Source organism: Dorea longicatena (assembly GCF_024168045.1).
In the GTDB taxonomy this organism is placed as follows: domain Bacteria; phylum Bacillota; class Clostridia; order Lachnospirales; family Lachnospiraceae; genus Dorea_A.
On sequence record NZ_CP100126.1, the window covers coordinates 792,399 to 819,060 of the forward strand.

General features: G+C 41.0%; 26 protein-coding genes. 22 read left to right on the forward strand and 4 right to left on the reverse strand.

Features of this window, described 5'->3' with window-relative positions; all coding sequences use genetic code 11:
• Window positions 1–96: 96 nt before the first annotated feature.
• The 3 genes from NKF87_RS03865 to rpsI all read left to right on the forward strand — a co-directional run bounded on the left by NKF87_RS03865 (window position 97) and on the right by rpsI (window position 2,477).
• Window positions 97–1,404 carry an alpha-amylase family glycosyl hydrolase gene (locus NKF87_RS03865; RefSeq protein WP_138375446.1) on the forward strand — a complete coding sequence of 436 codons (1,308 nt, stop codon included), beginning with the start codon at window positions 97–99 and terminating at the stop codon, window positions 1,402–1,404.
• Between the two features lie 226 nt (window positions 1,405–1,630).
• Window positions 1,631–2,059: a 50S ribosomal protein L13 gene (gene rplM, locus NKF87_RS03870; RefSeq protein ID WP_253584027.1), complete on the forward strand. Its 429-nt coding sequence runs from the start codon at window positions 1,631–1,633 to the stop codon at window positions 2,057–2,059.
• A gap of 25 nt (window positions 2,060–2,084) precedes the next feature.
• Window positions 2,085–2,477 carry a 30S ribosomal protein S9 gene (gene rpsI / locus NKF87_RS03875; RefSeq protein WP_006427798.1) on the forward strand — a complete coding sequence of 131 codons (393 nt, stop codon included), beginning with the start codon at window positions 2,085–2,087 and terminating at the stop codon, window positions 2,475–2,477.
• 137 nt (window positions 2,478–2,614) lie between these two features.
• On the opposite strand, the gene NKF87_RS03880 is transcribed toward rpsI, so the two are convergent.
• Window positions 2,615–2,947 (reverse strand): hypothetical protein, encoded by a 333-nt coding sequence (locus NKF87_RS03880; RefSeq protein WP_006427799.1) that lies wholly within the window; start codon window positions 2,945–2,947, stop codon window positions 2,615–2,617.
• A 173-nt stretch (window positions 2,948–3,120) separates the two neighbouring features.
• Between NKF87_RS03880 and NKF87_RS03885 the strand changes: the two genes are divergently transcribed.
• From NKF87_RS03885 to thiD, 12 genes are all read left to right on the forward strand, one after another.
• Window positions 3,121–3,762: a GntR family transcriptional regulator gene (locus NKF87_RS03885; protein WP_022416371.1), complete on the forward strand. Its 642-nt coding sequence runs from the start codon at window positions 3,121–3,123 to the stop codon at window positions 3,760–3,762.
• Window positions 3,763–3,928: 166 nt separating this feature from the next.
• Window positions 3,929–5,308, forward strand: a complete 1,380-nt coding sequence (locus tag NKF87_RS03890) for an APC family permease (protein WP_044920131.1) — start codon at window positions 3,929–3,931, stop codon at window positions 5,306–5,308.
• Between the two features lies 1 nt (window position 5,309).
• Window positions 5,310–6,758 carry a serine hydrolase domain-containing protein gene (locus NKF87_RS03895; protein WP_006427802.1) on the forward strand — a complete coding sequence of 483 codons (1,449 nt, stop codon included), beginning with the start codon at window positions 5,310–5,312 and terminating at the stop codon, window positions 6,756–6,758.
• Between the two features lie 160 nt (window positions 6,759–6,918).
• Complete coding sequence (locus tag NKF87_RS03900; RefSeq protein ID WP_253584029.1) at window positions 6,919–7,422, forward strand: GNAT family N-acetyltransferase; 504 nt, start codon at window positions 6,919–6,921, stop codon at window positions 7,420–7,422.
• Window positions 7,423–7,566: 144 nt separating this feature from the next.
• Window positions 7,567–9,123 carry an ABC-F family ATP-binding cassette domain-containing protein gene (locus NKF87_RS03905; RefSeq protein ID WP_253584031.1) on the forward strand — a complete coding sequence of 519 codons (1,557 nt, stop codon included), beginning with the start codon at window positions 7,567–7,569 and terminating at the stop codon, window positions 9,121–9,123.
• A gap of 57 nt (window positions 9,124–9,180) precedes the next feature.
• The gene (locus NKF87_RS03910) at window positions 9,181–9,720 is read left to right on the forward strand and encodes a TetR/AcrR family transcriptional regulator C-terminal domain-containing protein (protein WP_055284316.1); all 540 of its coding nucleotides are present in this window, start codon (window positions 9,181–9,183) and stop codon (window positions 9,718–9,720) included.
• 273 nt (window positions 9,721–9,993) lie between these two features.
• Entirely contained in the window at window positions 9,994–11,139 is a 1,146-nt protein-coding gene (gene fucO, locus NKF87_RS03915) for a lactaldehyde reductase (RefSeq protein WP_117597018.1), read from the forward strand.
• A gap of 127 nt (window positions 11,140–11,266) precedes the next feature.
• Window positions 11,267–12,052 (forward strand): Cof-type HAD-IIB family hydrolase, encoded by a 786-nt coding sequence (locus NKF87_RS03920; protein WP_253584033.1) that lies wholly within the window; start codon window positions 11,267–11,269, stop codon window positions 12,050–12,052.
• Between the two features lie 62 nt (window positions 12,053–12,114).
• The gene (greA, locus tag NKF87_RS03925) at window positions 12,115–12,618 is read left to right on the forward strand and encodes a transcription elongation factor GreA (protein ID WP_055284286.1); all 504 of its coding nucleotides are present in this window, start codon (window positions 12,115–12,117) and stop codon (window positions 12,616–12,618) included.
• A 42-nt stretch (window positions 12,619–12,660) separates the two neighbouring features.
• Window positions 12,661–13,482, forward strand: coding sequence for a hydroxyethylthiazole kinase (thiM, locus tag NKF87_RS03930; RefSeq protein WP_253584035.1), 822 nt, complete (start codon window positions 12,661–12,663; stop codon window positions 13,480–13,482).
• Window positions 13,483–13,534: 52 nt separating this feature from the next.
• Window positions 13,535–14,170, forward strand: a complete 636-nt coding sequence (gene thiE, locus NKF87_RS03935) for a thiamine phosphate synthase (RefSeq protein WP_028086844.1) — start codon at window positions 13,535–13,537, stop codon at window positions 14,168–14,170.
• Entirely contained in the window at window positions 14,167–15,600 is a 1,434-nt protein-coding gene (gene thiD, locus NKF87_RS14305) for a bifunctional hydroxymethylpyrimidine kinase/phosphomethylpyrimidine kinase (protein WP_330642803.1), read from the forward strand. Before thiE ends, thiD begins: the two co-directional genes overlap by 4 nt.
• Before the next feature lie 385 nt (window positions 15,601–15,985).
• Here thiD and NKF87_RS03950 read toward each other — a convergent pair whose 3' ends face one another.
• Together NKF87_RS03950 and NKF87_RS03955 are read right to left on the reverse strand one after the other, a co-directional pair.
• Window positions 15,986–17,188 (reverse strand): IS110 family transposase, encoded by a 1,203-nt coding sequence (locus tag NKF87_RS03950; RefSeq protein ID WP_195957006.1) that lies wholly within the window; start codon window positions 17,186–17,188, stop codon window positions 15,986–15,988.
• Window positions 17,189–17,795: 607 nt separating this feature from the next.
• The gene (locus NKF87_RS03955; protein WP_253584037.1) at window positions 17,796–19,151 is read right to left on the reverse strand and encodes a radical SAM protein; all 1,356 of its coding nucleotides are present in this window, start codon (window positions 19,149–19,151) and stop codon (window positions 17,796–17,798) included.
• A gap of 290 nt (window positions 19,152–19,441) precedes the next feature.
• Between NKF87_RS03955 and NKF87_RS03960 the strand changes: the two genes are divergently transcribed.
• From NKF87_RS03960 to NKF87_RS03975, 4 genes are all read left to right on the forward strand, one after another.
• Complete coding sequence (locus NKF87_RS03960; RefSeq protein WP_055284283.1) at window positions 19,442–20,155, forward strand: IMP cyclohydrolase; 714 nt, start codon at window positions 19,442–19,444, stop codon at window positions 20,153–20,155.
• A 24-nt stretch (window positions 20,156–20,179) separates the two neighbouring features.
• Window positions 20,180–21,358, forward strand: coding sequence for a phosphoribosylaminoimidazolecarboxamide formyltransferase (locus NKF87_RS03965; protein WP_173791036.1), 1,179 nt, complete (start codon window positions 20,180–20,182; stop codon window positions 21,356–21,358).
• Window positions 21,359–21,561: 203 nt separating this feature from the next.
• Window positions 21,562–22,140: a manganese efflux pump MntP family protein gene (locus NKF87_RS03970; protein ID WP_253584039.1), complete on the forward strand. Its 579-nt coding sequence runs from the start codon at window positions 21,562–21,564 to the stop codon at window positions 22,138–22,140.
• Window positions 22,141–22,228: 88 nt separating this feature from the next.
• Window positions 22,229–22,810 (forward strand): TetR family transcriptional regulator, encoded by a 582-nt coding sequence (locus NKF87_RS03975; protein ID WP_161143656.1) that lies wholly within the window; start codon window positions 22,229–22,231, stop codon window positions 22,808–22,810.
• 9 nt (window positions 22,811–22,819) lie between these two features.
• On the opposite strand, the gene NKF87_RS03980 is transcribed toward NKF87_RS03975, so the two are convergent.
• Window positions 22,820–23,662 carry a YitT family protein gene (locus NKF87_RS03980; RefSeq protein WP_028086851.1) on the reverse strand — a complete coding sequence of 281 codons (843 nt, stop codon included), beginning with the start codon at window positions 23,660–23,662 and terminating at the stop codon, window positions 22,820–22,822.
• A gap of 147 nt (window positions 23,663–23,809) precedes the next feature.
• Between NKF87_RS03980 and NKF87_RS03985 the strand changes: the two genes are divergently transcribed.
• The 3 genes from NKF87_RS03985 (at window position 23,810) to secG (ending at window position 26,613) form a co-directional block, all read left to right on the forward strand.
• Window positions 23,810–24,925 carry a 4-hydroxybutyrate dehydrogenase gene (locus NKF87_RS03985; RefSeq protein WP_161143658.1) on the forward strand — a complete coding sequence of 372 codons (1,116 nt, stop codon included), beginning with the start codon at window positions 23,810–23,812 and terminating at the stop codon, window positions 24,923–24,925.
• Between the two features lie 61 nt (window positions 24,926–24,986).
• Entirely contained in the window at window positions 24,987–26,321 is a 1,335-nt protein-coding gene (eno, locus tag NKF87_RS03990) for a phosphopyruvate hydratase (RefSeq protein ID WP_253584041.1), read from the forward strand.
• Window positions 26,322–26,370: 49 nt separating this feature from the next.
• Window positions 26,371–26,613, forward strand: coding sequence for a preprotein translocase subunit SecG (gene secG / locus NKF87_RS03995; RefSeq protein ID WP_028086854.1), 243 nt, complete (start codon window positions 26,371–26,373; stop codon window positions 26,611–26,613).
• Window positions 26,614–26,662 lie beyond the last annotated feature (49 nt).

Below are 26,662 nucleotides of genomic sequence, written 5' to 3' on the forward strand. Positions count from 1 at the left end.
CTTTTGTGTCTTTAAAGAACGAAATGTGGTATAATAGAACAGTGAGTGATCTGCCGAAGCATAGTTTATGGCAGACACAGAAAGGATGGATGAGTAATGTGGGCTTATAATAGTATTTTTTATCAGATTTATCCAATCGGATTCTGTGGGGCACCGGTGCACAATGACGGCGTGTGTGTTCCTCGCATCCGCAAACTTATGGACTGGTCTGAGTATCTTCAGACATTAGGAGTAGATTCAATTCTGTTAAATCCGATCTTTGAATCGGACAATCATGGATATGATACAAGAGATTTTAAGAAGATCGACTGCAGACTCGGTACAAATGAAGATTTTAAAGAGGTCTGTGAAGATCTGCATAAACATAATGTAAAGATTGTGCTGGACGGTGTATTCAATCATGTCGGACGAGGCTTCTGGGCATTTAAGGATGTGCAGGAGAAGAAATGGGATTCCCCATACAAGGACTGGTTCCATATCAGTTTTGACGGAAACAGCTGTTACGATGACGGTTTCTGGTATGAAGGATGGGAAGGTCATTTTGAACTGGTCAAATTAAATCTTCAGAATCCGGCAGTCGTTGATTACCTGATGGAATGTGTAAAATACTGGATCGATGAATTCGATATCGATGGTCTGCGTCTGGATGTAGCGTACAGTCTGGATCATAATTTTATGAGACGGCTCCGCTCTTATACGCAGGAATTAAAACCGGACTTTGCGTTGATTGGTGAAGTATTATTCGGAGATTATAATATCATTGTCAATGATGAGATGCTTCACAGCTGTACGAATTATGAGTGTTACAAGGGATTATATTCCAGCTTTAACTGCATGAACATGTTCGAGATTGCACATTCCCTGCATCGTCAATTCGGAAGCGACCAGTGGTGTATTTACAGAGGAAAGCATCTGATGACATTCGTGGATAATCATGATGTTACCAGACTGGCAAGTATCCTGACCAATAAAAAGCATATTCCACTGGCATACGGACTACTCATGGGTATGCCGGGAATTCCGTGCCTGTATTATGGAAGTGAATGGGCAGAACCGGGCGAGAAAGCACCGGATAATGATTATGCGCTTCGTCCTTGTTTTGATGAGCCGAAGCCGAATGAACTGACGGAGTTTATTAAGAAACTGATCCGTGTACGTCAGGAAAGTGATGCGCTTTGTAACGGTGCTTATAAGAATGTGGTGATCCAGAATCATCAGCTGGTATTCGAGCGCTGCTCAGAGAAAGAACGAGTGATCGTTGCAATCAATGCTGCGGATTATCCATACACTGCCAATGCAGGAGAACTGAATGGAACGGCAGCAGATCTGCTGACCGGGGAAACGGTTACGATGAATGGTCAGCTTGAACTGAAACCATATAGTGTACAGTATTTAAAATTTTAGTATGAAAAATGTACGGGAAGATTCTCGGGAAAAGTACATTTGATCAACGAAAATAAGTAAAAATATAAGAAAAATATGTCAAAAAACAGTTGACACACACGGTACAGTATAATATAATAAACAAGTATGACAAAAGGAGAAACAGTAAGAGGCCAAAGCCCCGGAATCTTGCTGATTCTGATATATTATCATGAAAATGTTAATGATTCACAGGAGGTAAACCACAATGAAAACTTATATGGCTAATCCAGATAAGATTGAAAGAAAATGGTATGTAGTTGACGCTTCGGAATATACATTAGGACGTTTAGCATCAGAAGTTGCTAAGGTTTTAAGAGGAAAGAACAAACCGGAGTTTACACCACACGTTGATACAGGCGATTATGTAATCGTTGTTAATGCAGAAAAGATTAATGTAACAGGTAAGAAAATGAATCAGAAGATTTATTACAATCACTCTGAATATGTAGGTGGAATGAAAGAGACTACATTAGCAGAGATGATGGCTAAGAAACCAGAGAAAGTTATCGAACTTGCTGTTAAAGGAATGCTTCCAAAGGGACCTTTAGGAAGATCTATGATCAAGAAACTTCACGTATATGCTGGACCAGAGCACGCTCAGCAGGCTCAGAAACCGGTTGAACTGAAATTCTAAGAAAGGTTAAAAGGAGGATTTTACAATGGCTACTGCAAAATTTTACGGAACAGGTAGAAGAAAAAAATCTGTTGCTAGAGTATATTTAGTACCAGGAACAGGTAAAATTACTATCAATAAAAGAGATATCGATGAGTATTTCGGACTTGAGACATTAAAGGTTGTTGTTCGCCAGCCATTAGCTGCAACAGACACAGAAGGAAAATTCGATGTAATCGTTAATGTTAAGGGTGGTGGATACACAGGACAGGCTGGAGCAATCCGTCACGGTGTTGCAAGAGCACTTCTTGAGGCTGATGCTGATTACAGACCAGTTCTTAAGAAAGCTGGATTCCTTACACGTGATCCACGTATGAAAGAACGTAAGAAATACGGTCTCAAAGCAGCTCGTAGAGCACCACAGTTCTCAAAACGATAATTTATACGAATCATTCGAGATATACAAAAAGAAGTACACAGCAGCCCCGGAAATGCAATGTTTCCGGGGTTTTTCTTTGCATAGCAAAGCTACAGATAAAGCTGCCATCGGCAGCTTTATCTGTAATTCAGTTGATCTTATTCCTGTAATAATTGCTTTTCAAAGGTGGATAATAATTTGTTGATCGTAAAGAAATAACTCTTGCATTCGCTGCATGTTTTTGCATCGACTTCGATATCACCAAGAATGATGAGTTTGGCAGCCTGGAGTGCTGCAATAATGGTACGAAATTCGTCAGGTGTAATATCTGTGGCGTGATTAATCAATTTTTTCGCCGCAGAACAACAGAGTTGATAATTAATTTCTGCCTGGGCTTCTGATTCTGCAAGTCCAAGACGAGGCAGAACGGTAAGAGCATAAGCGGTTGCTTCTATGTCAGAATGATTAAAGGCATAGGAAATATGGCTCATAGTAAAACCTCCTTAAGTTTTTAAGAAAATTATAACATAAAAAGAGAAAGAACGCGAGAATATGAGTAAAAATCAGAGGAAGACTTATTAAAGAAAAGGGTTTACATTATAGATAATAATGTATACAATATAAAATATAAGTACATGGAAAAACTTTGATAAGGAGAATAAAAATGCTTGGTTTAAAACCAATAAAAATGCTGCCAGCAAGGGAACGAGTAGCGGCAGCACTTAGAAAGGCGATTATTTCAAGACAGATCACAGAGGGAGAAGTCCTGACACTGGAGAATACGGCTCAGGAACTTGGCGTATCGATCACACCGGTCAGAGAAGCCTTTCAGATTCTGGAAAGAGACGGGCTGATCGATCTGAAGCAGAATAAAGGTGCAACGGTATTGGGAATCAATGAGACAACACTCAGAGAACATTTTCAGATCCGGGCAGCACTGGAAAGTGAAGCATGTGCGCTGTGTTGCAGGAATCACATCGATATGAGCCGGATTGAACAGGTTCTGACGGTCTCAAAAGAGATGATTAAAAAAGAAGATTATGAGAATTATTCGAAGCTCAATCAGTCTCTGCATATGGAGATTTGGACAGCAGCCGGTAATGAAAAATTGAAGAAAATGCTTTCTGAACTCTGGAGCGGATTATCTCTTGGAGTTAAGATGACAGAAGCAGAATATGCAAAAAAGTCAATAAAAGAACATGAAGATATCATTGAAAGTATGAAAAAATATGATACGATGGAGGCATGGAGAAGGATGCACCAGCATATAGAACGAAGCTTAGAAGATGTATTATCGGAGTTTTAGAAGTAATAGTGCACAAAAAGAATAGGTAAAAATTATGTAAAACGTCGAACTTGTGATTAATGATTGACAAGTCTGGCGTTTTTAATTATGATTTGATTATGGATACATTATCATTTATAAATAATAAAAAATAAATGATAAGAGTAAAAACAAAGGAGAGAGAAAAATGAGTAACAAGAACTTAATCGTGAACACTCCGGAACCAAAGCCTGGTATATTGGAGCGAGGAGATCTCTTTGCTATTGCGGTAGGAATGGTAATTGGATCAGGAATGGTAACATTGATCGGACCGGCGATGGCAATGACAGGATATTCCGTATGGCTGGCATATCTGACAGCTATCGTTATGGGATTTTTTATGGTATTTCCGTATATTATCCTAGGGGGAACTATGAGAGTGGCAGGGGGACCTTACTCGATTGTAACAAATTTATCCGGTGTAAGTGCAGGAGGACTGGTAGCGTATACGAAGCTTGTAACTCCAATCCTGAACAGCTCTTTTGCACTGGCATTAGGCTTGTATGTAAATAATCTTCTTCCGGGAATTACAGTAAAAGCAATTGCGGTTGTGGGAATCTGCATCTTATTTGTATTAAACCTTCTGGGAATGGATATTTTTGCAAAGGTTAGTAAGATCTTATCAACGATCTTGTTGATCACGATGGTACTTTATGTTATCTTTGGACTGACACAGATCAAGCAGCCGATCTTCCAGTTCTCTGGGGATAAGATGTTTACCGGAGGCTTTAAAGGATTCATGCTTGCTGCATTACTTCTGATCAACTCAGCAAATGGATATTACAATATCCTCTGGTACGGAAAAGATGCAAAGAAAGCGACAAAGGATGTACCGTTTGCAAGTATGGCATGTGTGCCATGTCTTCTGTTCATTTATGTGGGGCTTGCCATGGTAACAGGCGGTGTGCTTCCGCATGATGAAGTTGCAGGAGCACCGACAATCTTACCGGCAGCGCAGGCAATCCTTCCTGGTGCAGTATATAAGATTTTCATGATCGGCGGACCAATCATGGCGATCATTACTACACTGAACGGTGTATTCAATGATGTCAGATATCCTCTTGCACAGGCTGCAAAAGACGGATGGCTTCCAAAGTTTATTTTAAAAGAGAATCGTTTTGGAGCACCGTATCTGATTTATACATACACACTGATCGTTGTTCTGATCCCAATCGTTACGGATATGAGCATTGTAACAATCACAAACATTTTCCAGGTAATTACATTCTTCATGAATGTGACTGTTGTATATGCAATTTCAAGACTTCCAAAAAGATATCCGGAAGCATGGGCAAAGAATAAATTCCATTTTTCAAATGGGGCATTATATACATTCTGTACTGTAAGTATCATCATTTATACAGTTATCTTTGTAAAGGGTATTTTCAGTATTAAAGTATCTTATGCAGTAGCAGCGGTTATTGTTATGCTTGCACTGATACTGATCGGAATCTATTTGACAAAGAAAGGTGGTATCCGTATCGAGACTTCACTCTGGGATCCATCTGTAAAAAAGGAGGAAAAGTAAGATGGCGGCAACTTATGTAAAACCAGGTGAACTGGGACTGAATCCGGAGAAATTGACAGAGATGTTAACGGAACTGGAACAGACAGTGGAAATCCACAGTATCTCAGTACGGTTTGATGGAAAAGTTATCTTAGAGGGTGCATGGGAGCCGTTCTCACTGGAGAAGCCGCAGATGATGCATTCACTTTCAAAAATCGGAACAAGTATTTGTTTGGGATTTGCACTCGATGAGGGGAAGATTCATCTGGAAGATAAACTGCTTGATTATGTAAGAGATGAACTTCCGGAAGAATACGATCCGGCACTGGAAGATCTGACGATCTATCATCTGCTTACCATGCAGGCAGGTTCCAAAGAATGCTGCAATAATGTATGGTTTTCGAAGCTTACAAGAGACTGGGAGACAAACTGGTTAAAACAGCCGAAGATAAGAGAAGATATCGGAAAAGCATTCCATTATGATTCCGGATGTAGTTATACACTTTCAAGAATTGTCACAAAGGTTATGGGAAAAAACTGTCTGGCACTGATGCAGGAGCGTGTATTTGACAAGATGGGATTTGGTGAGATCAACTGGCTGACCAGTCCGGAAGGACACAACACCGGTGGATGGGGAATGTACCTGACTGCAGGAAAGATCTCTGCACTGGCACAGCTTCTGCTTCAAAAAGGTGAATGGAATGGAGAGCAGCTGATACCGGCATGGTGGACCGAAGAGATAGGAAAGATGCGCGTTGTGATTCCGGAAGATGAGAAGAAAGCACTGACGCATTATGCTTATCATATCAAGGCCGGAAAAGAGATTTTTGCGGCAGAAGGAGCATTTGGACAGTATCTGATCTGTTTTCGTGATTATCCGGTTGCAATCGGAATCACGGCAGGGGCATCGGAATATCTGGCAGCAGATATCTGTCTGAAATACATAAAAGAAGCAGTTCAGATCCCGTGTGAAAAAGAAAATCTGGAAGAGGCACAGGAAAAACTGGAAGAGAAACTGGTACATCTGACACTTCCGAAGCCGGAAGGTGACAAAAAAGACACAAATGAAGCAACAAAGAAACTATTAAATAAAAGAATTGTGTTTACAGAGAATCCAAGACAAATTGAGTCGGCAGTGATTTCAACGGTAGGAGAGGAATTAAAACTGGAACTTACTGTGGCAGGAGAAAAGAAGATTCTTTTTGCAGGATATAAGGACTGGAAATGTAATGATATGTATCCGAATGATTTTACGAAGAGATATCATGCGGTATCTTATGCGTTTGATGAAGATGCATTGTATCTCTCTGTGGGACTTCTGAATACATCATACAGAGAAGAATATTGTCTGTGGGTGAATTCGGAAAATGTAGTAGTTGGAACATGGAGACCGAATGTAACGTATCTTCCGGCAGAAGAAGATATGACATGGAAGTTTACCGGAACATTTGAACCGTCATGCATTCTGTAGATAGAATGAACGGTTAGTGGAAAAAGGAGAACCCCGTGAGGCAGAAGAAGCTGTCCCACGGGGTTTTTGGCATTGCATATTCGATAAAAGTTCATCTATTTACAGATGAACATATTTACAGTATGATACTGTAAACAGCAAAAATGAACGGAGAAGATATATGAATGAGATAACAGTTGTAACAGAGCAGGATATACCGGATATTCTTCGAATGATCCATGAAATCTATAGTGAACTTCCGAATAAGGAATGGTTCAGTCTGGATAGCGATGAGGAAGTAACAAGCTATATGATGACCGGTGGCTTTGGATTAAAGGCAATGTGTGATGGCAGACTGGCAGGTGTCTTTATCGCACGGACGAAGAATCTTGGGGATGAGAATCTCGGATACGATCTGAAATTTGATGAAGATCAGCGAAAGCAGTCGGTGCATATGGAGATTGCCATGGTAAGAAAAGAATACCGCGGACAGGGGTTGCAGAGAAAGATGATGGAAGAGTCAGAACAGATTCTGAAAGAACAGGGATATCATTATCTGCTTGGAACGGCACATCCGGACAATGTGGCAAGTGTGAATACATTCCTGAAATTACAGTATGAGCAGGTGATGACGAAGGAAAAGTATGGCGGGATGAAGAGGAGTATTTTCTGTAAAGCGATATAATGCAGATGTAATACAGAATGTATGAATCAAACCGGAATATATTATGATTGCAAGGTTCTGGTTGAAACGTTATAATGTAGATGTCAGCAGAGAGTTTGCTGGCATCTTTTCAAATTAAAAAAGTGAATAATCAGGGAGAAATTTATGAGTATATTAAATGTTGAACATCTGACACATGGTTTCGGGGACAGAGCCATATTCTCAGATGTTTCTTTTCGACTTTTAAAGGGAGAACACATCGGTCTTGTAGGAGCCAACGGAGAGGGAAAATCTACCTTTATGAATATTGTGACCGGAAAGCTTGTGCCGGATGAAGGAAAAGTAGAATGGTCTAAGAATGTACATGCAGGATATCTGGATCAGCATGCGGTCCTCGAAAAGGGAATGACCATCCGTGACGTGTTAAAATCTGCATTCGATCCGCTGCTTCAGAAAGAACAGCGTATGAATGAAATCTGTGATCTGCTTGGAACGGCAGATGAAGAAGAGATGAACCGTCTGATGGACGAACTCGGAACCATTCAGGATGAGCTTACACTGCACGATTTCTATACGATCGATGCAAAGGTAGAGGAAGTGGCAAGAGCACTCGGACTTCTGGATCTGGGGCTGGACCGTGATGTTACAGACTTAAGCGGGGGACAGAGAACGAAAGTCCTTCTTGCAAAACTGTTATTGGAAAAGCCGGATATCCTGCTTCTGGATGAGCCGACCAACTACCTGGATGAGGAACATATCGCATGGTTGAAGCGCTATCTTCTGGAGTATGAGAATGCATTTATTCTGATCTCGCATGATATTCCATTCTTAAACGAAGTGGTCAATATCATCTATCATATGGAGAATCAGGAACTGAACCGTTATGTGGGAGATTATGATCACTTCCAGGAAGTCTATGCTGTGAAGAAAGCGCAGCTGGAAGCTGCTTACAGAAGACAGCAGCAGGAGATCAGTGAGCTGAAAGATTTCGTGGCACGTAATAAGGCACGTGTATCTACCAGAAATATGGCGATGTCCAGACAGAAGAAGCTGGACAAGATGGATGTGATCGAACTGGCGGCAGAGAAACCGAAGCCGGAATTTCATTTCCGTTATGGCCGTACACCTGGAAAGATGTTATTTGAGACAGATGATCTGGTAACGGGATATGATGAGCCGTTATCAAAACCATTAAATTTCAGTATGGAGCGTGGACAGAAGATAGCACTGGTTGGAACGAACGGAATCGGAAAGACTACATTATTAAAAAGCATTTTAGGATTGATTCCATCCTTATCCGGAAGTTGTGAACTGGGAGAGAATCTGGAGATCGGCTACTTTGAACAGGAAGTCAAAGGCGAGAACAAGACTACCTGTATCGATGAGATCTGGCAGGAATTTCCGTCGTTTACACAGTATGAAGTACGTTCGGCACTGGCAAAATGCGGACTGACGACAAAACATATCGAAAGTCAGGTCAGAGTATTAAGTGGTGGAGAGCAGGCGAAAGTCAGACTTTGTAAACTGATCAACCGGGATACAAATATTTTACTCCTGGATGAGCCGACCAACCACCTGGATGTGGATGCAAAGGATTCGCTGAAAAAAGCCTTGCAGGAATACAGAGGGAGCATCCTTTTGATCTGTCACGAACCGGAATTCTATCAGGATGTGGTAAATGAAGTCTGGGACATGAGCAAATGGACGACGAAAGTATTCTAGAGAGTCAGAAAAAATAAACTGGGGATGATGTAAGTGGAAGGAATAAAACACGATAAGATGAAATATCGTCTGGCGGAAGCCATGAAAAACTGTATGAAGAAGATGCCGGTAGAAAAGATTACAGTAAAAGAAATTGTGGCAGAATGTGGAACAACGCGGCAGACATTTTACCGAAATTTCCAGGATAAATACGATCTCATTAACTGGTATTTTGACCGGATCCTGTTAGAATCGTTCCAGCACATGGGAGAGGGTAAGACAGCTTATGAAGGACTGGTCAATAAGTTCCACTATATAGAGGAAGAGAAATTATTTTTCAAAGCAGCGTTCCGTAATGATGATCAGAATTGTCTGAGAGATCATGATTTTCAGCTGATTCTGAGGTTTTATGAGAATCAGATTCAGGCAAAAACAAAACAGCCAATTCCTGAGAATCTGCATTTCCAGTTGGAGATGTATTGTCAGGGCTCGGTGTATATGACAACCCAGTGGGTACTGGGGGATATGAAGAAACGTCCGGAAAAAATGGCAGAAAATCTGGTAAAAGCAATGCCGGCAGAACTGGAAACATTATTTAAGAAATTAGAACTCCTGTAAGATGGAGTTCTTTTTTGATGTCAAAATATGTATCTGCGGAATGTCATTTGAATAACACAATACATTTGGAAATATTGTGCATAAAAGATATAAAGTTACAAAAATACAAAAGTGTAACGTGCAAATGTTACAAAATATATACTTTGTAACTTACATCCAAAGAAAAAGATTGTTAAAATTAAGACATAAAGAAACAAGATACGAAACAAAAGAGGAAAAGAAAATGTTTCGCATCACAAATAAAGATTATGTATAGAAGGAGTGTCAGTTATCATGGCAAACAGAATTAATTTAAACCAGACATCATTTCACGGAGCAGGAGCAATCAATGAGATTGCAGCAGAAGTTAAAATAAGAGGATTGAAAAAAGCTTTGGTATGTTCAGATCCGGACCTGATCAAATTCAATGTAACAACGAAAGTTACAAAAGTACTTGAGGATGCAGGACTGGAATATGAATTATATTCTGATATCAAACCAAACCCGACGATCCAGAATGTACAGCATGGAGTTGAGGCCTTTAAAAAAGCCGCAGCTGATTATATCATCGCAATCGGCGGTGGATCTTCTATGGATACATCCAAAGCAATCGGTATTATCATAGCAAATCCGGAATTCGAGGATGTAAGAAGTCTGGAAGGAACAGCACCGACAAAAAATCCATGTGTTCCGATCATTGCAGTGCCTACAACAGCAGGAACAGCAGCAGAGGTAACGATCAACTATGTTATCACTGATGTCGAGAAGAAGAGAAAATTCGTCTGTGTAGATCCGCACGACATGCCTGTTATCGCAGTCGTGGATCCGGAGATGATGTCTTCTATGCCAAAGGGACTGACAGCTTCGACAGGTATGGATGCCCTGACACATGCAATTGAAGGATATACAACAAAGGCAGCATGGGAAATGACAGATATGTTCCACTTGAAAGCGATTGAACTTATTTCCAAATCTTTAAGAAGCGCAGTTGCAAATGAAAAAGAAGGACGCGAGGGAATGGCTCTTGGACAGTATATCGCAGGAATGGGATTCTCTAATGTAGGACTTGGAATCGCACATTCTATGGCACATACACTTGGAGCTGTCTATGACACACCACATGGTGTTGCATGTGCAATGATGCTTCCAATCGTTATGGAATACAACGCGGAATGCACGGGAGAAAAATATAAAGAAATCGCAAAAGCGATGGGCGTTGAAGGCGTAGATGATATGTCTGTAGAAGAATACAGAAAAGCAGCAGTAGATGCGGTACGTAAATTATCCGTAGACGTAGGAATTCCTACAAAACTGGAAGCTTTGAAAGAAGAAGACCTTTCGTTCCTTGCAGAATCTGCTCACGCAGATGCATGCGCACCTGGTAATCCGAAAGATGCCAGTGTAGAGGATCTGAAAGATCTGTTCAGAAAATTAATGTAAGATCATGATACGGGAATGGGTTCCTGCGTACAGATTATAAAATGAAATTGCTATATCTATTGAAAAGACTGGCACGTTTAATTATAATAAACGATGTCAGTTTTTTCGTATAAAAATGGAGGAAGTTATGTCAGCATTGTTTTTTGATATTGATGGAACAATTTTAAGTGAGATTACGCATGAGATACCGGAAAGTGCACTTGTGGCATTACGCAAAGCACAGGAGAACGGACATAAGACATTTATCAATACCGGGCGCACCATATGCAGCGTACCGCCTATGATAAAAAGAATTCCGTTCGATGGTTTTTTATGTGGATGTGGAACACATTTGGTATATGAGGAACGGATAGTATTTCATCATTCTATCCCATATGAAAGAGGACGCAGGATTATAAAGTCTATGAAAGACTGCAAGGTAGAAGGCTTTCTGGAAGGAACAGAGGATATCTATTACTCCAACCGTATCTCAAGGCTGGAGTCGGTGGAAAGCAGTAGAAGATATATGGCTGGTCTGGGACTTGGGAGAGAGCAGTCAATGGAAGATACAGGTTATGATTTTGATAAGATACTGATTTATATAGATAAAATTGCAGACGAAGAAAGGTTTTTTAAAGAAACAGAAGATGTTTTCAAACATATCGACCGTCTGGGTGGAGTGTATGAATGTGTACAGAAAGAATATTCTAAGGCAACTGCAATTGAGTACATAAAGAAAGAATTGGCTCTGCAGGATGATGAGATATATGCCTTCGGAGACAGCAGCAATGATTTTGATATGATCAAAGCTGCAGGACACGGGGTGATCATGGGGCATCATGATCCGGTTCTGGAGCCGTATGCCGAGTATATCACGGATACGGTAGAGAATGACGGGCTTTATAAAGCAATGGAGCATTATGGGTTGATTTAGAATTTGCAGCGTACAGACCAGAGTATTATAATATACAAAGATAAGAAGGGAAGTGCATTTTCATGGGTGAACAGTTAACTGAAAGCGATGTTAAGAAAATTAAAGAAGAAATAGAATATCGTAAGATTGTTGTTCGTAAGAAAGAACTGGAAGCAGTAAAAGAGGCAAGAGCACAGGGTGATTTAAGCGAGAACTTTGAATATAAGGCAGCAAAACAGGATAAGAACCGTAACGAAAGCCGTATCCGCTATCTGGAACGAATGCTTAAGAATGCGAAGATTGTGTCTGATACATCTAAGGTAGATGAAGTTGGAATTAATAATACAGTGGAAGTATACTTCGAAGACGATGATGAGACAGAGACATATCGTCTCGTGACCAGTATCCGCGGAAATTCTCTTCAGGGACTGATCAGTATCGAATCGCCGCTCGGAAAAGCAATACAGGGACATAAAGTCGGAGACCGTGTGCTTGTCAGGACAAACGGAAATGACGGGTATTATGTTGTGATAAAAAATATTGACAATACAACAGATGACAGCCACGATACATTGCGTAAATATTAAATAGAAGAAATCGGAAATATATGGATAACAGGAGAAAGAATAATGTTAGGAAACTGTATTGAAAATGTAAGAAAGAGTGTGCCGCTGGTACATAATATTACCAATTATGTAACGGTAAATGACGTTGCAAATGTATTGTTAGCCTGTGGCGGAAGTCCGATTATGTCAGATGAACCAGAAGATGTAAAGGAGATTACATCTATCTGTCAAGGTCTGAACATCAACATTGGTACTTTGAACAAAAGAACGATTGAAGGAATGCTTGCAGCCGGAGCGCGTGCTAATGAATTGGGACATGTGACGTTATTAGATCCGGTCGGAGCAGGTGCAAGTGTACTGCGGACGAATACCGCCGTAGAACTGATGGAGAAAGTCCGATTCGATGTTATACGCGGAAATATCTCAGAAGTAAAAACACTGGCACAGGGAAGCGGAACAACAAAAGGGGTGGATGCAGATGTAGCAGATGCCGTAACAGAGGAGAATCTGGAAGAAGGTATTGCATTTGCGAAAGCATTTGCGAAAAAAGCGGGATGTATTGTTGCGATTACAGGTGCAATTGATCTGGTAAGTGATGGTGCCAGCTGTTATATAATCCGCAACGGACGATCGGAGATGGGAAAGATTACCGGAACGGGATGTCAGTTGTCCGGAATGATGACAGCATTCCTGGCAGCGAATCCGGAGCAGAAGCTGGAGGCGGCAGCGGCAGCTGTCTGCACGATGGGACTGGCAGGAGAGATTGGATGGGGATATATGCAGAAAGGTGATGGTAATGCCACTTACCGTAACCGTATTATTGATGCAATCTACAATATGGATAAAGAAACATTGGAGAAAGGAGCAAAATATGAGATCAGATAGAAATATTGAGAATGATCAGATAAAAAAGCCGGAAGGACATACATGCAAAAAGATGCAGAAAGAAGATTTACTCCTGTATGCCGTGACGGACCGCCACTGGTTAAATGGTGAGACGTTATACAGTCAGGTTGAGAAGACGCTGGAAGGTGGTACAACATTTGTGCAGCTGAGAGAAAAAGAACTGGATGAAGCACATTTCCTCGAAGAAGCAAAAAAAATTAAGGAACTCTGCGACAGATATCATGTGCCATTTGTGATCAATGACAATGTTGATATTGCATTGGAGATAGATGCTGACGGAGTACATGTCGGACAGAGTGATATGGAAGCCGGAGATGTAAGAGCAAAACTTGGACCGGACAAGATCATTGGTGTATCTGCACAAACGGTCGGACAGGCATTGCTCGCACAGGAAAGAGGGGCAGATTACCTTGGGGTCGGAGCAGTCTTTCATACAGATTCAAAAGCAGATGCAGCTGATATAAGTCATGAGACATTGAAAGCAATTACTGAAGCAGTAGATATTCCTGTGATTGCGATCGGAGGGATCAGTAAAGAAAATGTATCGGAACTTTCTGGAACCGGAATCTGCGGAATCGCCGTGATCAGTGCAATATTTGCAGAAAAAGATATAAAAAACGCAACGAAGAAACTGAAAAAATTAACAGAGGAAATGGTGGAAGCATGATAAAGGGAGCAATATTCGATGTAGACGGAACTTTGCTGGATTCCATGGGGATATGGAAAGATGTAGGGGTGCGTTATCTGAACAGCATCGGCATAGAGGCAGAACCGGATCTTGGAAATATATTATTTACAATGAGTATTCAGGAAGGTGTGCAATATGTAAAAGAGCATTATCATCTGTCACAGGAAATAGAGGAAATCGAACAGAACGTTTTGGATATTATCAGCGATTATTATAAAGAAACGGCACCGCTGAAGAGCGGAGCGGTAGAACTTCTGGAGAAGCTTCGTAACAGTAATATTCCAATGACGATTGCATCTTCCAATAATAAGAAAGAAATAGAGATGGCGTTTGAACGTCTGGAAATTGCAAAGTATTTTGATCGGATCTTCACCTGTGAAGAAGCAGGTGCAGGAAAGACGAAGCCGGATATTTATCTGCAGGCAGCGGAATATCTTGGAAGCAGACCGGAAGAGACGCTGGTATTCGAGGATGTTATCCATGCAGTCCGCACTGCAAAAAAGGCAGGATTCCAGGTTATAGGAATCTATGATGAAGCAAGTAAGGATGATCAGGAAGAGATTCAGAGAGAAGCAGACTGCTATTGCAGAGAATGGAGGGAACTGATGAAAAAAAAGACAGCACTTACAATTGCCGGAAGCGATTCAAGCGGAGGTGCGGGAATTCAGGCAGATATTAAGACCATGCAGGCAAACGGAGTCTATGCAATGAGTGCGATCACAGCATTGACTGCACAGAATACGACAGGTGTTACCGGGATCATGGAAGTATCTCCGGAATTCCTGGAAAATCAGTTAGATGCGGTCATCACTGATATCCGTCCGGATGCAGTAAAGATTGGTATGGTATCATCTGAAAAGTTAATAAAAACAATATCAAAGAAACTAAAAGAATACCATGCGGAAAATATTGTAGTTGATCCGGTTATGGTGGCAACAAGCGGATCCCGATTGATCAGTGAAAATGCGATTGAGACTTTAAAAACACAGTTGTTACCGATGGCATCCGTGATCACGCCGAATATCCCGGAAGCAGAAGTTCTTGCAGAGATGGAGATCCGGTCAGAAAAAGATATGGTGGAAGCAGCAAAGAAGATTAATGAAATGTATCATTGTGCAGTTTTGTGCAAAGGCGGACACAGTCTGAACGATGCCAATGATCTCTTATACCAGAATGGCAAAGCAACATGGTTCCGCGGAAAAAGAATCAATAATCCGAATACCCATGGAACAGGCTGTACTTTATCCAGCGCAATCGCCTCCAATCTTGCAAAAGGATACTCCCTGGAAGAATCCATTCATCGTGCGAAAGAGTATATCAGCGGTGCACTGGCCGCCATGCTGGATCTGGGGAAAGGAAGCGGACCGATGGATCATGGGTTTGAGATAAGAGGGAGATTTGGGATTTAATTCAGAAAGGCACGACGACCCGGACCTGCATAAAAAGTAGGAAGCCGTTCCTGTTCAGGTTCCGTCGGCGGGAAATACTAAAGCGTCAAAATTATGCTAAAAACGGGCTTCCGAAATTTGCAACTCGCCATTCGGCTCAAACAGGCAAATTTCGAAAACCCAACGCATAATTTTGACGCTTAACTATTTCCAACACCTTCTTCACATTCACTGGAACGGCTTTCTACTTTTTATTCCGTGGGTGTCGAATGCCTTACGAATGAAACCTGCTAAGAAAAGTCAATAATTATTTTTATCTTTTTTATTTTCTGTCACAAAATATATTTGCGTACCACAAATAGACTGTCTGATTGGCAGTCTAAAAAATTATTTATTTTATATAAGATTATATATTTTTATATAGTTCGGTTACTCGAGCATAATAAATGCGTAAAAACTTATTTAATCCGGCTATCTTTGCTGATTTTTTACTTTTACCTTCTGATTCCTTTTTTACAACATATCGGTAAACCGGATCTTCTGGTCTGGAACGCATTTTTAAACTTCTCATTGTTTCGTATCCTACTTTGCGCAATGATGCTGAACCACGTTTCGAGATTTTCCTATTACAACCTACAAATTGACCAGATTCATACGGTGGTGGATCAATTCCTGCGAATGCAACCAATGCCTTCCCGTTGCGAAATCTGCGAACATCTCCTATTTCTGCAATTAACTTTGGGGCTAATGTATTTCCCACTCCACCCATTTCTCTTACAACCGAATATTCTGGCAAAGTCTTGGCTATTTCCTGCATCCGTGATAAAATTAGACCAAGGGTTGCATCAACTTCCTTGAGCACCCGAACTGCTTCAGTCACCAGTATTTTGACCGATGAGGTTTCTGAAGGTAATGTGGGAATACTTTCCTGAGCCAGGGTGTATATAACTTTGGCTTTTTCCTGGCTTGGGACGTATTTCTTTTCTTTTGCCCAAAGTATATACTCTTCAGTAAATTCCTGTTCAGACATAGATGTTATTACATCATAATGCCAAAAACGTTCCACAAAATCACTTCTTTTATCTTTCCGATTTGTTTCATTCCAACTTGCAAGAAGATTCTTTATTCCAGGCATGGTCAAATCTAAAAGATGGGTCAATTCAGCGAGAGATAAAAGATGAAGCTTCATATAATGCCGATATTGCTGTCCAAGCAACTTCAACTCTTCATAAATCTCTCCAGAAGTTTGAAATTCTTTCATTTTAAACCAATGATCAATTCCATAATTAGCAATGATACGGGAATCAATCTTGTCGGTTTTGGCTTTTCGCAGACTTTCGTTACGATAACTTTTCATAAGATACGGATTAATTACAGAAACAAAAAATCCTTTTTCCTGTAAATATGTAAGAACTGGAAGATGATAAATTCCGGTTGCTTCCATAACGATTTTGACTTCATCATTTAGTCTGAAAAGCATGGAAGATAATTCGCTTAAATCCTTTTGGGTATGGGTAATATTGAAAGGCTTACTAACAATCTCTCCATATGGTTTCAAAATACATACTGTACTTTTCCCTTTTGATACATCAATTCCTACGCTGATCATAATATACTCCTTTTCTTTTTATAGAATTGCAGTTGTTTATCCCATCTACACTTATTATGATTCAGTTTAGTTCGTTACGCGAAAGCTCCTGCGAGTTTCAACCTGCTTAAATGAATGTTTATAATAAGGGGATGGCTGACGGTTTCATTCACGGATGTGAAAATCCTAATGGCAATATGTCATACCAACTACTTCCCTTATTATAATAAAATAAGTGTAGATGTTAGAGTTAATTACTCTCTAACAACTACACTTTTATGGTACTAAATGGCAATTGCGTAACCGTAGTGGCCTCCACCGGGTTACACTTCCGGGCATTTTATTTATTAACATTCGCTGCCAGTCACGACTTGAAGGAAACAATAGATAAGGATTATTGTGAATGTGGAATGCCATTAGAAATAGTTAGAGAGTCAGAAGCACCGTTAAAGGAACGAAGCGAACGTGTTTGAGGCGAACGCCGAGTTTGAGCGTAGTTCCTTTGCTTTTAGGTGATTCTGACTCTCTTAGTGTTTCTTATGGTATGGAACCTGAACAAGAAGCCTTATCTATTGTTTCCTTCAAGGACTGAGAGGCCGCTTCCCCAGTTAATAAATTAAATCCCAATTTACTTTTTGGCTTCCAGCCTCTCCGTCCAAAGCTTATCTGCCATTTTGGTCCAGGCTTCGGCATAAGGTTTGCATTTATCGCAGAGATGCTGTACATCTTCCGGTGACTGTGGATCGGTAGAGTGGGCACCGGTCTCTTTTACCATCTTTGGTAAGCATTCCGGATTCTCAAGCATTGGACATGGGCGCAACATATTGTCATTGAATGGCTGTCCTTTTCTGTATGCCTGGAAGATCGGACTCTTTAATGCATCCAGAAGACTGACTTCATGAATATTTGCATTTGAATAATGAATGAATACGCAAGGATCTACATCTCCCGCTGCATTGATATGCAGGTAATAGCGACCGCCTGCGATACATCCACCGATATATTCGGCATCGTTCTGGAAGTCCAGGCTAAAGATTGGTTTGGAACTTCTGAACGCACGAATACGTTCGTATACAGCTTTTCGTTGTTCCGGATTCGGCATGAGTTCCGGAGCAGCATCATTTCCAACAGGCATATAATGGAAGAACCAGATGAACAATGCACCAGCTTCAATGATCATGTCATAGAATTCTTCACTTGTGATATCTTTGTAGTTTGCGCTTGTGTAGCAGGTAGAGATACCGAATGGAAGATTATGATCCTTTAATAACTGCATGGCATGCTTTACTTTTTCAAATACACCCGGACCACGCCGTCCGTCATTGGCCGTCTCGAATCCTTCCAGACTGATTGCAGGAACGAAATTCTTAACTCTTAACATTTCCTGACAGAACTCTTCATCGATCAATGTACCATTTGTGAAAGATAAGAATTCGCAGTCAGGATGACGTTCACAGATCGTAATAATATCTTTTTTTCGTACCATAGGTTCTCCGCCGGTATAGATATACATATATGTACCAAGTTTCTTTCCCTGTGTTATGATATCATCGATTGTTTCAAGAGAAAGATTTAGTTTGTGTCCGTATTCAGCGGCCCAGCATCCGGTACAGTGCAGATTGCAGGCTGAAGTCGGATCTAATAAAATCGCCCAAGGAACATTACAGTCTTCTTTTTCCTCAGTTTCCTTCTGAAGGGCAGAACCTTTCAAAGAAGCATTAACGATAAAGTTTGTAAAGAAAGTTTTTCGTACTTCCGGATCCAATTTCCATACTTTTGTAGCAAGTTCATACCAGTTTCCCTTTTCGGCGATTCCCTGGCGGATCGCATTACGTTGACCTGCATACCAGCCTTCCGGAGCAGCCTTGTCAACAATGCTCATGACTTTTGGAATATTTGTTTCAGGATCTTTATCCATGTACTTAAGTGCTGCCTGAATAGCGGAAGCAAAGGCGGCGTTTTTGATTGTGTCTACAACATTCATAATGTTACCTCCTCATCTTACTGCATTATATTTTTTATGCAGTTACCTTATCTTAAAACTTTTGATTTCCAGATTCAAGCAAATGCGACATTAATCGTATATTGTCGTTTTTTTGACAAAAAAGGAAAAAAGTATCATAAATAACGATAAAAGATTCAAAACTTAAATTGTACTTATAAAAAAACGATAATTTTTAATTATACTTATAAAAAGGGGTGGAAAAATAAGACGGTTTTATATATAATAAGGATAGAAACGTTCAAAAACACAAACGAAAAGGAGATGTATTCATGGAAATGTTATCAATCGAGAAGGAACTGCAGGGCAATTCTTACCCGGGACGTGGCATTATTATAGGAAAGAGTGCAGATGGGACAAAAGCAGTAACTGCTTACTTCATTATGGGAAGAAGTGAGAATAGCCGTAACCGTGTGTTTGTAGAAGAAGGGGAAGGCATCCGCACACAGGCATTTGATCCATCAAAGCTGACAGATCCAAGCCTGATCATCTATGCACCGGTACGTGTACTTGGCAACAAGACGATCGTAACCAACGGAGATCAGACAGATACCATCTACGAGGGCATGGACAAGCAGCTTACATTTGAACAGTCACTCAGAAGCCGTGAATTCGAACCAGACGGACCGAACTACACACCTAGGATTTCAGGTGTTATGCATATTGAAAACGGAACTTTTAACTACGCAATGTCAATCTTAAAGAGCAACAATGGTAATCCGGAAAGCTGCAACCGCTATACATTTGCATATGAGAATCCTGCAGCAGGAGAAGGACATTTCATCCATACATACAAATGTGACGGCAATCCGCTTCCGAGCTTTGAAGGAGAACCAAAACTGATCGCAATTCCGGATGCTATGGATGCATTTGCCGACAGCTTATGGAACAGCCTGAATGCGGACAACAAAGTATCATTATTCGTACGCTATATTGATATCGCGACAGGTACATATGAGACAAAAATCATCAATAAGAACCAGTAAGAGGAATTGATAAGGAGAAGAGATATGAACGAATTAGAACTGAAATATGGATGTAATCCGAACCAGAAACCTTCCAGAATCTATATGGAAGACGGAAGTGAACTGCCAATCAAGGTTCTGAATGGAAGACCGGGATATATCAATTTCCTGGATGCATTTAACGGATGGCAGCTTGTAAGTGAGTTAAAGAAAGCAACCGGACTTCCGGCAGCTACATCATTCAAGCATGTATCTCCTGCAGGTGCCGCAGTCGGACTTCCACTGAGTGATACGCTTGCAAAGATCTACTGGGTAGATGATCTCGGAGAATTATCTCCGCTTGCATCTGCATACGCAAGAGCAAGAGGCGCAGACCGTATGTCTTCTTTCGGAGATTTTATTTCTCTGTCTGATGTATGTGACGTGGATACTGCCAAACTGATCAAACGTGAAGTATCCGATGGTGTGATCGCTCCTGGATATGAACCGGAAGCGCTGGAAATCTTAAAAGCAAAGAAAAAAGGAAACTACAATGTAATCCAGATCGATCCAGATTATGTACCGGCTCCGATCGAACACAAGCAGGTATTCGGTGTTACATTTGAGCAGGGAAGAAATGAATTAAAGATTGACGATGATTTCTTCTCAAATATCGTGACAGAGAACAAAAAACTGACAGAGCAGGCGAAAATTGATCTCGCAATCTCTATGATTACATTAAAATATACACAGTCCAACTCTGTATGTTTCGTAAAAGACGGACAGGCAATCGGTATCGGTGCAGGACAGCAGTCCAGAATCCATTGTACACGTCTTGCAGGAGGCAAAGCAGATAACTGGTGGCTCAGACAGTCACCGCAGGTTATGAATCTTCCGTTCGTGGATGGAATCAGACGTGCAGACAGAGATAATGCGATTGATCTTTACATCGGAGAAGATTACATGGATGTTCTTGCAGACGATGCATGGCCGGCAATCTTCAAAGAGAAACCGGAAGTGTTTACAAGAGAAGCAAAGAGAGAATGGCTGGATAAACTGTCCGATGTTGCACTTGGGTCAGATGCGTTCTTCCCATTTGGGGATAACATTGAGCGTGCGCATAAGAGTGGTGTAAAATACATTGCGCAGCCGGGAGGATCTGTTCGGGATGATAATGTAATCGCAACATGCAATAAATATGGTATGGTGATGTCATTTACAGGAATCCGTTTATTCCATCACTAATCGGGATATAATATAAGAGACACATCCTAAAGTTGATATGATATATGTCGCAGAAGGCGGGAAGGTTACGTAAGAGCGTAGCTTTCCCGTTTTTTATACAAATGAAGAAAAATGTAGCAGGATTCCGGCAGCTATCCGGCATTTATTTCTTCAAAAATAATTCTAAATAGGCTAAAATAGGAGAAAAGAAAGAAGGTGATGCAATGTCAGTGATAGAATTATTGATCGTATCCATTGGATTATCGATTGATGTATTTGTAGCAGCGGTCTATATGGGGGCTGGATTTTCAAAAATCAGATGGAAGAATCTGATTCTTCTGAGTATCCTGTTTGGCGGTATCCAGTTAGGAACACTGGTCTTGGGCAATCTGATCACATTACTTCCATTATTGTCCATTACCAGGACGAAGACAGCGGCTGACAGATGGGAAGGTCTGACGGTACTGATCTTTGCTGCAATCGGAATCTATATGATTATCAAAGGAATAAAGAAAAAGAGCGTACTGGAACGGAGAAAAGATGAGGTTGAATGGAAGAAAACAACGCTTCTGGCCATGGTGACAAGTGTGGATGCATTCTTTGTCGGAATGGGGCTCGTTTTTTTAGATACAGCGATGATTGAGGAGTCACTGGTGTTATTTCCGGTAACGGTTCTGGAAGCCGTGATTGGTATATTTGCAGGATACAGATTGGGATTGAAAGAAAACAGGCGTGCATACTGGATTGGAGGAGCTCTCCTTTTACTTGCCAGTTTTGATGTGATTCTCCATTATTATATGTGAAAAATGGAGCAATTTGACAGTAGATTTTGTCGGATAACAGGACTATAATTATTTATTACAGAATATCCGAGATAAATTAGGTGATGAGATGGAGCGAAAAAGTGAATTGACAAAAGCACTATTGGGGGAAAAATTTAAAGAACTGGTAGCGAAAAAAGGATTTGAAAAACTGACGATCAAGATGATCACAGATGCAGCAGGGGTAATTCGCCCGACATTTTATAATTATTTTCAAGATAAATACGAAGTGATGGAATGGCTTTTGTGGGAAGATGTATTTAAAGAAGTCTCGAAGCTTATGGAGCAGGAACGTGGAATGGAGTCCTTAAAGCTGCTGTTCCGGAAATTTGAAGAAGATAAGACTTATTACGAAAAAGTATTTGAAGTGACCGGTCAGAATTCTTTTGAGGAGATGTTATATGGACGGATTTTTAATATGGAAGAAATTTTGGTAAAGCATCATCCGTTAAAACACTTAAGTAATATGCCACACGTCGACGAAAAGGTATTTCTGGAATTTCATGCAATATCATTGGTGAATGGACTGAAATATTGGCTTATCCGGGAAAGCAAAAATATTTCGGCGGGAGATGCAATGGAATTTTATCAGTATATGATGTCACATTCAATCCTGGATCTGTTGGACATTGAGAATACGGAGAAAAAATAAAGGGTTTCACTACACAGAGTGGAACCCTTTTCCTATAATCTCGCTGGTATTGGATATCAGTAAGAATGCACCAGTTGTATGAGCTTTTATGAAATTACGAAGCTTGATTGCTTCATTTGGACTAAGTACAGTCAGGATGATATATTTGTCATCGCCTGTGAAGGCACCCTGTGCGAGTACGATTGTTGCACCTCGTTTCAGGTCATTTTTGATAAATTCACAGATTGGTTCCGGCTCGCTGCATACCACGTGGAAATACTTCGAGCGGTTCAGACTTTCAATCAGACTGTCGATCAGTGTCGAACGCATCGTAAGACCGAGCAGTGAATAAAGACCCGTCTTAATGTCAAATACGAAGAAACCGGCGATTGTGAATAAGATATCGGAAGCAAGCAAGCCTTTTCCGATGTCAACGCTGGTGTATTTCTTCAATATCATGGCAATAACATCCGTGCCCCCGCTGGATGCTCCGATATTGAACAGAATGGCCGAACCGATGGCAGGAAGTACAATCGCGAAGATCAGTTCCAGCAATGGTTCGTTGGTAAGCGGGTGGCTCATTGGATAGATACGTTCCAGTCCGGACAGCGTGACAGAAAGTAGGATACTACTGTATGCAGTCTGTGCAGCAAATTTTTTTCCGAGAACGAAAAGCCCTATGATCAGAAGGAGCATATTCGCAATGAAGGAAAAATCACTGGCCGAAAGAGGAGTGAACTTGGCAACGAGTACCGCAAAACCGGTGATACCACCAAACGTGAAGTTGTTGGCGAACTTGAAAAAGTAGATACCCACTGCCATGATCAACGTACTGACAGTGAGTAATGTAAAGTTTTTTAAATGTTCTTTCATTTGAAAATTCCCCAGTTTTCCTTTTGTAATTATTAAATTTTTATATCCTCAATGATTGTAACGCTCATATATGGAAAAGTCAACGGATTGGTGATATATTATTAAGAGACAAAATATTCAGAAAAATGACGGGGAGGACAAGAAAAAATGAAACTTTTTTGGCAGAAGGCGGAAGTTCAGAAGTTTGAGCACGCAAAAGATTTTGCAGAAGAATATAATATAGGAAAGAAAGACTTTATTCTTGCAAGTAAAAGCACGTATGAGGCGTATTTTGCAGCGCTTGGATTAGAGGCACATGTAGAATATAAAAGCAAATATGGAAAAGGTGAGCCTACGGACGAGATGATCGATGCATTACTGGCAGATTTCCGTAAGACAGACTGTGACAGAATTATTGCAATCGGAGGAGGAGCAGTTATCGATATGGCTAAGATCCTGGTGCTCGCAGGAGATTATAGTGCGGAAGAAATCTTTGGAAGAAAGGTTCCGCTTAAGAGAGCAAAAACGTTGATCGCAGTACCAACTACGTGTGGTGCGGGTTCTGAGGTCTCGAATGTATCAATTGCAGAATTTACAAAGCTGCATACCAAGATGGGGCTTGCTGTCGACGAGATTTATGCAGACCGTGCGGTATTGATTCCGGAATTGCTGACAGGACTTCCATATTCATTTTTTGCAACGAGTGCGATCGATGCATTTATCCATGCGATTGAATCTTATGTGTCTCCGAAAGCTACTTTGTATACACAGATGTTCAGTATGAAGGCAATGGAGATGATCATGGAAGGCTTCCGTAAAATTGCAGAACATGGAGAAGCATTCCGAATGAATCTGCTGGATGACTTCCTGACGGCAAGTAACCTTGCCGGAATTGCATTTGGCAATGCCGGAACGGGAGCGGTACATGCCATGTCTTATCCGTTAAGTGGTGTTTATCATGTTACACACGGAGAAGCAAATTACCAGTTCCTTACAGCGGTATTTGCAAAATATCAGGAATTAGATCCGGATGGAAGAATCAAGAAATTAAATAGTTTCTTAAGTAATGTTTTAGAGTGCGATGCAGACTTGGTATATGTGGAGATCGGAAAACTTTTGGATCAGATCATTGCAAGAAAACCATTGCATGAATATGGAATGAAGGAAGAAGAGATCGAGAGTTTTGCTAAGACTGTAGAAGAGACACAGCAGAGACTTCTGAATCAGAGTTATGTAAAACTGACATGGCAGCAGATGGCAGAGATTTATAAAGAACTGTATTAAAGGTTGAATGGTTTATTCCGCATCGGAACATACTATCCTTCATAAGAGGAGGATAGAAATAATGTATAAGTATTTACCCATTACGGATGTATACGCAAGAGAAATACTTGATTCAAGAGGAAATCCGACGATAGAAGTGGAAGTGCTGGCAGGAGATGAATTCTGCGGTCGGGCAAGTGTGCCATCCGGTGCATCGACCGGAAAGTATGAAGCACTGGAATTACGGGATAAAGAAGAACGGTACGGAGGGCTTGGCGTACAACAGGCAGCAGATCATGTTAATGCAAGGATTGCACCGGAAGTGATAGGTATGAACGTGTTGGATCAGGCGGCAGTCGATCAGACGATGATCAGGCTTGACGGGACAAAGAACAAGTCCAATCTCGGAGCCAATGCCATGCTTGGCGTGTCTCTTGCGACTGCAAGAGCAGCGGCCGGGGCGCTTGGACTGCCGCTGTATTCGTATCTTGGCGGTACGAATGTAAAGAAACTTCCGGTTCCGATGATGAATATCATGAACGGAGGTAGACATGCGGACAATACGATCGATATTCAGGAATTTATGATCATGCCTGTAGGTGCAGGAAATTTTAAGAATGGACTTCAGATGTGTGCAGAAGTATATCATGAACTGAAACAGCTTTTGAAACAGCTGGAATATAGTACTGCAGTGGGAGATGAAGGTGGATTTGCACCGGATCTTCATAATGCGGATGAGGTTTTGCGCCTGATGGTAAAAGCGGTAGAGAAAGCAGGATACCAGCCGGGAAAAGAAGTTGCGATCGCACTGGATGTAGCTGCATCGGAATTGTATGATAAGAATTTTAAGAAATATGTTTTCGACGGTGAGGCGAAGAAAAAAGGGTACAAGATTGTCCGTTCAGCAGAAGAACTGATTGATTACTATGAGGAAATGATAGAAAAATATCCGGTTGTATCCATTGAAGATCCGTTAGATGAAGATGACTGGGAAGGATGGAAAACTCTGACAGACAGGCTCGGAGAGCGGGTACAGTTAGTCGGTGATGATCTGTTCGTGACGAATACCCGAAGGCTTGCGAAAGGAATACGGAGAAAAGCAGCCAATGCGATACTAATCAAGGTAAATCAGATCGGGACTTTGACAGAAAGCTTTGAAGCAGTGAAGATGGCGCAGAATGCAGGATATAAGACTGTGATTTCACACCGGTCAGGAGAGACTGCAGATACCTTTATTGCAGATATTGCAGTAGCGGCAGAGGCAGGGCAGATTAAGACCGGGGCTCCATGCCGGTCAGAACGGGTGGAAAAATATAATCAATTGCTGAGGATTGAAGAAAGACTGGGAGATGTGGCTGAGTATCAGAGCCCATTTGTACAAAAGACGGATGAGTTGAAAGATTCACTTGCCTTATAAGAAACCCTGTGATAAAATAAATGTGGTTTATCCGCAGGAGGTGTGAATAGTGGACATTTTAAAGATTGTATTAATGATAATATTTGCAATAGACTGTATCGCATTAACCATAGTCGTGTTAATGCAGGAAGGTAAGTCAGCAGGGCTTGGTGCCATTAGTGGTATCGCTGATACTTACTGGGGACAGAACAAGGGACGTTCTATGGAAGGTGCACTGGTGAAGTCTACAAAATTCCTTGCGATTTTGTTTATTGTACTGGCAGCAGTGTTGAATTTAAAAGTATTTGCATAGGATAGAGCATATTTTTAGAAGATGAAAGGGACACTCCTGTATGGGGGTG

What these genes read in the sequence shown, in the direction of transcription:
- NKF87_RS03865 (WP_138375446.1), top strand. Translation starts at nt 97, where the DNA reads ATGTGGGCTTATAATAGTATTTTTTATCAGATTTATCCAATCGGATTC.
- rplM (WP_253584027.1), top strand. Translation starts at nt 1,631, where the DNA reads ATGAAAACTTATATGGCTAATCCAGATAAGATTGAAAGAAAATGGTAT.
- rpsI (WP_006427798.1), top strand. Translation starts at nt 2,085, where the DNA reads ATGGCTACTGCAAAATTTTACGGAACAGGTAGAAGAAAAAAATCTGTT.
- NKF87_RS03880 (WP_006427799.1), bottom strand. Translation starts at nt 2,947, where the DNA reads ATGAGCCATATTTCCTATGCCTTTAATCATTCTGACATAGAAGCAACC.
- NKF87_RS03885 (WP_022416371.1), top strand. Translation starts at nt 3,121, where the DNA reads ATGCTTGGTTTAAAACCAATAAAAATGCTGCCAGCAAGGGAACGAGTA.
- NKF87_RS03890 (WP_044920131.1), top strand. Translation starts at nt 3,929, where the DNA reads ATGAGTAACAAGAACTTAATCGTGAACACTCCGGAACCAAAGCCTGGT.
- NKF87_RS03895 (WP_006427802.1), top strand. Translation starts at nt 5,310, where the DNA reads ATGGCGGCAACTTATGTAAAACCAGGTGAACTGGGACTGAATCCGGAG.
- NKF87_RS03900 (WP_253584029.1), top strand. Translation starts at nt 6,919, where the DNA reads ATGAATGAGATAACAGTTGTAACAGAGCAGGATATACCGGATATTCTT.
- NKF87_RS03905 (WP_253584031.1), top strand. Translation starts at nt 7,567, where the DNA reads ATGAGTATATTAAATGTTGAACATCTGACACATGGTTTCGGGGACAGA.
- NKF87_RS03910 (WP_055284316.1), top strand. Translation starts at nt 9,181, where the DNA reads ATGAAATATCGTCTGGCGGAAGCCATGAAAAACTGTATGAAGAAGATG.
- fucO (WP_117597018.1), top strand. Translation starts at nt 9,994, where the DNA reads ATGGCAAACAGAATTAATTTAAACCAGACATCATTTCACGGAGCAGGA.
- NKF87_RS03920 (WP_253584033.1), top strand. Translation starts at nt 11,267, where the DNA reads ATGTCAGCATTGTTTTTTGATATTGATGGAACAATTTTAAGTGAGATT.
- greA (WP_055284286.1), top strand. Translation starts at nt 12,115, where the DNA reads ATGGGTGAACAGTTAACTGAAAGCGATGTTAAGAAAATTAAAGAAGAA.
- thiM (WP_253584035.1), top strand. Translation starts at nt 12,661, where the DNA reads ATGTTAGGAAACTGTATTGAAAATGTAAGAAAGAGTGTGCCGCTGGTA.
- thiE (WP_028086844.1), top strand. Translation starts at nt 13,535, where the DNA reads ATGCAGAAAGAAGATTTACTCCTGTATGCCGTGACGGACCGCCACTGG.
- thiD (WP_330642803.1), top strand. Translation starts at nt 14,167, where the DNA reads ATGATAAAGGGAGCAATATTCGATGTAGACGGAACTTTGCTGGATTCC.
- NKF87_RS03950 (WP_195957006.1), bottom strand. Translation starts at nt 17,188, where the DNA reads ATGATCAGCGTAGGAATTGATGTATCAAAAGGGAAAAGTACAGTATGT.
- NKF87_RS03955 (WP_253584037.1), bottom strand. Translation starts at nt 19,151, where the DNA reads ATGAATGTTGTAGACACAATCAAAAACGCCGCCTTTGCTTCCGCTATT.
- NKF87_RS03960 (WP_055284283.1), top strand. Translation starts at nt 19,442, where the DNA reads ATGGAAATGTTATCAATCGAGAAGGAACTGCAGGGCAATTCTTACCCG.
- NKF87_RS03965 (WP_173791036.1), top strand. Translation starts at nt 20,180, where the DNA reads ATGAACGAATTAGAACTGAAATATGGATGTAATCCGAACCAGAAACCT.
- NKF87_RS03970 (WP_253584039.1), top strand. Translation starts at nt 21,562, where the DNA reads ATGTCAGTGATAGAATTATTGATCGTATCCATTGGATTATCGATTGAT.
- NKF87_RS03975 (WP_161143656.1), top strand. Translation starts at nt 22,229, where the DNA reads ATGGAGCGAAAAAGTGAATTGACAAAAGCACTATTGGGGGAAAAATTT.
- NKF87_RS03980 (WP_028086851.1), bottom strand. Translation starts at nt 23,662, where the DNA reads ATGAAAGAACATTTAAAAAACTTTACATTACTCACTGTCAGTACGTTG.
- NKF87_RS03985 (WP_161143658.1), top strand. Translation starts at nt 23,810, where the DNA reads ATGAAACTTTTTTGGCAGAAGGCGGAAGTTCAGAAGTTTGAGCACGCA.
- eno (WP_253584041.1), top strand. Translation starts at nt 24,987, where the DNA reads ATGTATAAGTATTTACCCATTACGGATGTATACGCAAGAGAAATACTT.